Annotated in this window: 4 protein-coding genes; 2 read left to right on the plus strand and 2 right to left on the minus strand. The window is 70.0% G+C overall.

All coding sequences use genetic code 11. The features are described 5' to 3' along the window. Positions 1–26: 26 nt before the first annotated feature. Complete coding sequence (locus VKT83_13920; protein ID HLY23556.1) at positions 27–1,031, plus strand: D-2-hydroxyacid dehydrogenase; 1,005 nt, start codon at positions 27–29, stop codon at positions 1,029–1,031. A 40-nt stretch (positions 1,032–1,071) separates the two neighbouring features. On the opposite strand, the gene VKT83_13925 is transcribed toward VKT83_13920, so the two are convergent. After that, positions 1,072–1,899, minus strand: a complete 828-nt coding sequence (locus tag VKT83_13925; protein HLY23557.1) for a hypothetical protein — start codon at positions 1,897–1,899, stop codon at positions 1,072–1,074. Between the two features lie 210 nt (positions 1,900–2,109). Between VKT83_13925 and VKT83_13930 the strand changes: the two genes are divergently transcribed. Then, the gene (locus VKT83_13930; protein HLY23558.1) at positions 2,110–6,273 is read left to right on the plus strand and encodes a PAS domain S-box protein; all 4,164 of its coding nucleotides are present in this window, start codon (positions 2,110–2,112) and stop codon (positions 6,271–6,273) included. 138 nt (positions 6,274–6,411) lie between these two features. Here VKT83_13930 and VKT83_13935 read toward each other — a convergent pair. Beyond that, positions 6,412–6,999 (minus strand): S41 family peptidase (locus VKT83_13935; protein HLY23559.1); only part of this gene is annotated, 588 nt, incomplete at its 5' end.

The following is a 6,999-nucleotide window of genomic DNA, read 5'->3' on the forward strand; positions in this document are numbered from 1 at the left end:
CACGCGCCCTCCCCGCGGTCGTCGTCCTGTACGGCACGAATCGTCCGGGCGGCCTCGAGCCGGTGGCGGAGGCCGCGGAGATCCGGTACGCTGCCTCCCCGGACGAATTCCGCTCAGCGCTTGAGGGCGCGCAGGCGCTCTTTGTGGCCGACTTCCGTTCCGGGATGCTTCGGGACGCGTGGGCGCACGCACGCGACCTCCGCTGGATCCACCACGGCGGCGCCGGCGTCGATCCGCTCCTCTTTCCCGAACTCGTGCGCAGCTCCGTCGTCCTCACCAACTCGGGCGGCGTTTTCGACCGGGCCATGGCGGAGTACGTGCTCGGGCTGATCCTGGCGTTCGCGAAAGACCTTCCCCGCACGCTCGAGCTGCAGCGCCGCCGCGAGTGGCGGCACCGGGAAACCGGAGGCCTGGAGGGCCGCACGGTGCTGGTCGTGGGAGCCGGGCGCATCGGAAGCGAGATCGGCCGGATCCTGCGTGGCGCGGGCATGCGCGTGCTCGGGGTCGCGCGGCGGCCGCGCCCGGCCTTGGCCGTAGCGCAATCGCCGGGCCGGCCCGGCGCCGCCCCACCGGATGCCGCCTTCGAGCGCGTCGTGGGCATCGCCGGCCTTCACGCGGTGCTGCCCGACGCCGATTATGTCGTCTTGTCTTTGCCGCTGACCCCGGAGACCCGCGGCCTCTTCGGTGCCGACGCCCTCGCGCGCATGAAGCCCACCGCGCGCCTGATCAACGTGGGACGCGGCGCCGTCCTGGACGAGGCCGCGCTCCTAGACGCGCTCCGGTCGCGCCGGATCGCCGGCGCGGCGCTCGACGTCTTTGCCGACGAACCTCTTCCCGCCGATCATCCCTTCTGGGACCTGCCGGGGGTGATCGTCTCGCCGCACATGTCGGGCGATTTTGTGGGCTGGCCCGCGGCCGTCTCCGGGCTGTTCGTGGAAAACTTCCGGCGGTGGCGCGCCGGAGAGCCGCTCCTTAACGTGGTGGACAAAGAGCGCGGCTACGTCCCAACGGCTGAGCCTCCGGGGTCCTGATCGCGCGGGCCCTGGCCGCGCGGGTCCTGGTCGCGGGGTCTCACCCTTCGAAGCCCGGAAACCAGTGCGCGGCGCTCCAGCGCAGATAGCGGTCCGCGAGCAGCTCGAGCGATTTGCGCGCTGCGGGAAACTCTTCGGCCAGCGCGTCCAGCACGCGGCTTTGCCCGCCGTCCGCCGCCAGTCCACGGGTACGGGAGGCGGCGAGACGGTAGAACCGGCGGCCCTGCGCTTCGTAGGAGGCGAGCGTCGGCGGCACCGCGCGCTCGCGGCCGGCACGCACCGCCCGGCCGAGCGACCGCGAGAAAATCCCGCTCTCGAACAAGGCGATGTCGCCGATGCGCCGGAAGATCCAGGGTGCGGCGTCATCCGCCGGGGCGGCGTGGCCGCCGGCGAGCCCGGAGAGGGCGATCATGTCCTCCAGGCTCGACGTGTTGAACCGCCGTCGCACGTAGTGGTCGCGCCGCCGGACGAGGACCGTGACCGACTCGTTCCGGACGAATGACGTCAGCAGCGACACGAGATATCCCCAGATCCCGGGCTCCGCGATGAACCGGCGGACCTGGGTCGCGTCGAACACCGCGACCGTCTCGTCCGCGCGGCGTTCGAGCGTGTACGGCTTCTGATGAAGATCGCGCGCGACCCGGCGGAGCAGGACGCTGAACACCAGCCGCGGCGACACGCGCAGCAGCGCCTGCTCGTCTCCGAGAAGGCGGTTGACCAGGCGATCGTCCTCGAGCATCACGTCGAGGAGGTCGCGCCGCTCCCGGAGACGCGCCGGCGCATCGGATGATCGTCCCGGCTCCGCGGCGCCCGCCGTTTCGGCGACAAAGTGCAGGTCTTCGTCCGTAAACCTCTCAACGTCGGCCATTCCGTTCCGTCCTCGGGTCAAATTTCTGCCCAGATTTCTTCGAACGCCTGTGCGGCTCCTGGGAGATCGGGTGCCTATCCGGGCGACGTAAGACCAAGCATGTATCGACAATGTTCGACGAACATGTCAAGGTGGCATGTACTGGACCTTATTGGTCCAGTTCAAGACTTGACGGTAGCGGTCGCTCTCGATCCGGCCGGGGGGAAGTCGGTGTCGAGCACGGTTCCACTTGTTACCGCGGAGACTCGCGGCCCGAATCGCATCGAACGGCGCCCGCGCGCGGTTCCGCGAACGCGCCTGTGGCACCGGGTCTCCGTCCGTCTTGCGCTGATCATCGTGTGCTCGGTCGCGCTGACCTCCGGACTGACGATGTACGACGCGTTCGAGGCGCGCCGCGCGGCGATCGGGGAGATCGGGCAGGACACCCAGCGCACCGCGCGCCTCGCATCGGCAGCCAACCAACAACTGATCCACGCGACCGATTCGATTCTCGCCGCGCTCGCCGTCGCGCCCGCAATTCAGCACATGGATTGGCCCGCCTGCCGGCAGCTCCTGTCAAAGGCGTTGGGGCTGAATTCGGTCTATGCCAACTTCGGTGTCGCCGGCACTGACGGGACGGTCGTGTGCAGCGCGCGGCCGCTCTCACGGCCCGTGAATATCGCGGACCGCGAGTACTTCCAGTTGGCCCTTGCCACACAGGCCTTTTCGATCGGCGGCTACCAGATCGGCCGCGTCGTCGGCACGCCGACCCAGAACTTTGCCCTGCCCGTGGTTGATGCGACGGGTGCCGTGCACCACGTGATTTACGCGGCCGTCGACCTGAGATGGCTCAGGCGATTGGCCGGTACGATGGACCTGCCGGCCGGCTCGACGATCAACATCTCCGACGCTCGCGGGCGAGCGCTGGTCCGCTATCCGAATGTCGCCGGCCTCATCGGGCGCACCATGCCCTACGCGGACGTCATCGCGTCCGTCGGCAAGGACGGTCTGGCGATGACGCAGCGGATAGGCCTCGACGGCGTCTGGCGCGTCTACGGGATCGTCCGTCTGACCGCTCAGCCGCAGTATGAGGACACGTATCTCAGCGTGGGCATCCCCGTGTCGGCCGTGGTCGCGCCGGCTCAGCGTGCGTTTCTGAGGAACTTGACGTTGGTGCTCGTGCTTGGTCTCCTGACCGCCCTGGTGGCGCTCGGCGGCGCGGCGCTTCAGGTGCAGCGGCCGCTCGACGCGCTCACCCGGGCGGCCAAGCGGCTCGCCGCGGGCGATCTCAGGGCCCGCGCCGGGTCGGCCGCGCCGGCGGGCGAGCTGCGCCAGGTGCTCGACACGTTCGATGAGATGGCGTCCGCGCTGGAGCGGCGCACCACCGCCCTTCACGACGCGCAGGCCCGCTATCGCGCCCTCGTCGAGCAGTCGCTCGCCGGCGTCGCCGTCTTGAACGCGGAGAAGGTCCTCTACGCGAACGACGCCATAGCGAAGATCCTCGGGTACACGCCCGAGGAACTCGTCGGCCGGCCGGGTCCGCACCGGGACTTGGTGCATCCTGAGGACCGAGCGCTCGCGGCCGAAAGACTGCGCCTGCGGTTCGCGGACGATCACGACCCTATCCACTACACGTTGCGCTTTCTTCGCAAGGATGGGTCCATCGTGTACGCGGAGGTGTTCGGCCGCAGGATCGCGTACCAAGGGCAGCCGGCGGTGATCGTCACCGTGCTCGACATTTCCGCCAGGCTCCGGGCTGAGGCGGCGCTGCGCGCGAGCGAAGAAAGCTACCGGAGCCTCGTCGACCGGGTGCCCGTCGGACTGTACCGTACCACGGCAGACGGTCGCTTCCTACAGGTCAACCCGGCCGGGCTCGAGATCATGGGCTATCCGGATATGGAGACTGCCGCCGGCCTGAGCGCCGGCGACCTCTACGCCGACCCAGAGGATCGCCGCCGATTCCGGTCGACGATGGAGCGGGACAACGTCGTCGATAGCATTGAATACCGGCTGCGCCGTCCCGACGGATCGGTCATCTGGGTGCGCGACCGCGCGCGGGCGATGCGCGACGGCCGCGGCGGCGTGCTCTACTTCGAAGGCTTTATGGAGGACGTCACCCGGCAGCGGCAGGCCGCCGAGGAGCAGGCGCGGCGCGCGGCCGAGCGAGAGGCCTTCCACGAGCTCAGCGTCGGTCTGCGAAGCGCCCGCACCTCGCGCGACATGTACACGATCGTCGTCGAACATGTGAAAGCGGTGGTGGGCGCGGGATTCGTCTCTCTCAACCTGCTGGACGCCGAACGCCGGCAGTTCACGCGGGCACACTCCTCCGGCACTCTCCTTGGAGGCACAGACCCGGTCTTTCCCCTGGCCGGAAGTCTCTCCGAGCCGGTGATCGAGACGGGCAGGAGCCGCGTCCTCGATCTCCTGACGGCGGCGGTGCCGGCGTGGTGGAATCGATCCCCGCTGGGCGCGTTCGGAGCGGTTGCCGTCGTCCCGGTCCGCACGGAAGACGCGACGATCGGAACGATATTGGCGGCCCGCCTGCGGGAGTCGGGCGCGGTGCCCTTCACCGAGGTGGAGCTGCAGCAGCTCCAGGGGATCGCGGAGATCAGTGGAATCGCGATCCGGCGCGCGGAACTGGCCGAGAGCCTGGCGCGCCGCGTCGAGACGCTGACCGCGCTGTACGGCGGCGCCGAGCGGCTGGCCGGCAGCCTCGACCCGGACCGGCTGGCCGTCGACGTGGTCCGGACCTGCGTCGAGTCGTTCGGCCTCCGGATGGCATCGCTCGCCTATCTCACGGACGAGGATACCCCGGTCATGGCCGCGCACTACCCGTCCGATTCGGAGGGTGTCCAGACCGCGGACGGCCGCGTGCTCGACTTCCGGCAGATCGACCCCGAGACATGCCGCGCCCTCCGCGAAGCGGAGTCACCGGTCATTCGTCAGCTCGCCGGGGACCGGGACCACCCGGCGTGGGAGAGCGCGGCCCTCGTGGCGGGGATGCGCAGCGCGGCGTTTGTCCCGCTGATCAGCCGCGCGAAGCCCTTCGGATTCCTTGTCCTCTACAGCGATCAGGTGGAGGCGTTTACCACCGAGCGCGTGGAGTTCTTGACCGCGTACGCGCATCAGGCCGCCGCGGCCCTCCAGAACGCGCGCCTGTTCGACGACGCCGAGCGGCGGCTGCGCGAGCTCGGGGCGCTCAATGACATCGACCGCGCGGTGCGCAGCAGCCTCGACCTGCGGGTCATCCTTCAGGTGCTGCTCGACAAGGCCGCGGCCGAGCTCCAGGTCGACGCGGTCGACGTCCTGCTGCTCGATCCGGAGACGCAGACGCTCAGCTGCCCCGCCTCCCGCGGATTCCGAGGCGACGCCGTGCGGCGCGTCCGGCAGCGGCTCGGCGATGGATATGCCGGTCAGGTGGCGTTGAGCGGCCGGCCCGTCAGCCTCGGCAATTTGAACGGCGCCGCGGAGTCGGTCTGCGGCCGCCACGTGACGGGCGAAAGCTTCGTCTCCTATTACGCCGTGCCCCTCGTGGCCAAGGGCGTTGTCAAGGGAGTGTTGGAAGTCTACCGCCGGTCGCCGATGGCGCCGACGCAGGAGTGGCACGCGTTCTTCGAGGCCCTGGCGGGGCAGGCGGCGATCGCCATCGACAACGTGTCGCTGTTCGACGACCTGCACAGGGCGAACGCCAGTCTCCGGATGTCCTACGACGACACGCTCGCCGGATGGTCGCGCGCGCTCGACCTCCGGGACCGGGAGACGGAGGGACACTCCGGGCGCGTGGCCCAGTTGACCATCACGCTCGCGCGGGCGATGGACGTCCCGAAGGCGGACCTGGTCCACATCCGCCGCGGCGCGCTCCTGCACGACATCGGGAAGATGGGCGTCCCCGACGCCATCTTACTCAAGCCCGGCCCGCTCACCGAGGCGGAGTGGAAGACGATGCGGCACCACCCCGCGTACGCGCGCCAGCTGCTCGAGCCCATCGCCTACCTGCGCCGGGCGCTCGACATCCCGTACTGCCACCACGAATGGTGGGACGGGACCGGATACCCGCAGGGTCTGTCCGGCAGCCAGATTCCCCTTGCCGCCAGGATCTTTGCGGTCGTGGACGTGTGGGACGCTTTGCGGTCCGATCGGCCGTACCGGCCGGCCTGGAGCGTCGAGCTGGTCCGGGCGTACGTCCGGGACCAGGCCGGCACGCAGTTCGATCCCGCGGTCGTCCGCAAGTTCCTCGAGCTGCTCGACCGGGGCGCCCTCCTCGATCCGGCGGCGCCGGAGTCTATGGCGCCGGAATCAACGGCGCCTGGGCCCGATCAGTCCACCAGGGCGGACGGAGCCGCCGCGGACGAAATCGCCGGGCTGCCCGCGCGGGCCGCCCTGGAGCGAGGGTGATGCCGGCCGCGCTCGTGGCGTTCGCCGCCGGGTAGGGTCCGTCCCGGGGACACGCGGGTCGGGGAGCACCACCAAAAATAGAAGCGCGGCCGGCGAAACCCGCCAGCCGCGCTTTACGTCGATACGGGTCCGCGGCTGTTACGGTGTTTGGAAGCCGACGGCTCCCGCCGCTCGGATCGCCGCCTGCAGCTGCGGGTCGACGCCTTGCTCCATGTCCGCCTCGCCGAGCGGTACCGCGACATCCGGCGAGATCCCCACCGCTTCGACGACGTGCCCGCCGGGAGTCGTGATGCGCTCCACCGTCACGGACATGCCGCCCTCCGGAAGGGCGACGTCGATTGCTCCGCCGAGGGCGCCGGCCGTCTTCTCGCCGATGATCTGCGCCCGATGGAGGTCCTTGAAGGCGCCGGTCACGATCTCCGATCCGGACGCGCTGCCGGCGTTCGTCAGTACGACCAGCGGCACCTGGGCGAACGGTGAGGGGCCCATCGTCCGCAGCAGGCTGGACGACTCCCGGTCCACCACGCGGGCGATTGGGGAGCCGTTCGTGAGGAAGAGGCCCGCCACGCCGTCGGCCTCGCTGATCAGCCCGCCGGGGTTGCCCCGCAGGTCGAGGATGACCGAACGGATCTGGCCCTGCTCGGCGAGCCCGAGCAGCTGAGCCCGCATGTCGCGCGCCGCGCCCTTGCTGAACTCGAACAGCCGCACGTAGACGACTCCCGGCTC

The sequence above is a fragment of the bacterium genome (assembly GCA_035308905.1).
In the GTDB taxonomy this organism is placed as follows: Bacteria; Sysuimicrobiota; Sysuimicrobiia; order Sysuimicrobiales; family Segetimicrobiaceae; genus DASSJF01.